The organism is Corynebacterium sp. S5S1, assembly GCF_001913985.1.
Classification (GTDB): Bacteria; Actinomycetota; Actinomycetes; order Mycobacteriales; family Mycobacteriaceae; genus Corynebacterium; species Corynebacterium marquesiae.
In genome coordinates this window covers 1-404 of record NZ_MKXT01000085.1, presented here as the reverse complement: position 1 = coordinate 404, position 404 = coordinate 1, and the positions used below count along the sequence as shown (strand labels likewise).

The window sequence follows — 404 nt, the reverse complement described above, 5'->3', positions numbered from 1 at the left end:
ACCGAAATTTATGGCGATGTTTATTGGGATGCGCAGTTGTTGAACCAGGATGGTGAGTTGTGTGCTTCCTATGATGTGCTTACTGGTGTGGAAAAGGAACACACTACTTTTGTGAATTGGGCCGACTAGTTCCGTGATTTTGCGCCTGGTTATTTAAAACGGCGGCTCGGCGTAAGACTTTTGCTGGGCAGCCGCCACCCAGGGGTCGCCTTCAACTGCGTGGTTAGCGGCTGAGCTCTGGTCTGCGCGCTCCCCGGTAACCTCTGGTTCGAGGTGTCGAATTGCAGTAATTGCTTCTTGGATTTTGTCGAAGTATTTCCGGCAGGCGGCAATCTTGATCACGCGGAAACTATCGTGATTCAGCATGCTCTGCAGCTTTAAGATATCGCTATACCAGAGCTGTT

1 pseudogene is annotated in these 404 nt (G+C 50.5%); it reads right to left on the bottom strand.

The features are described from left to right. Nucleotides 1–153: 153 nt before the first annotated feature. Nucleotides 154–404, bottom strand: a pseudogene (locus tag BKN05_RS12290) (HNH endonuclease signature motif containing protein); the annotation flags it as partial.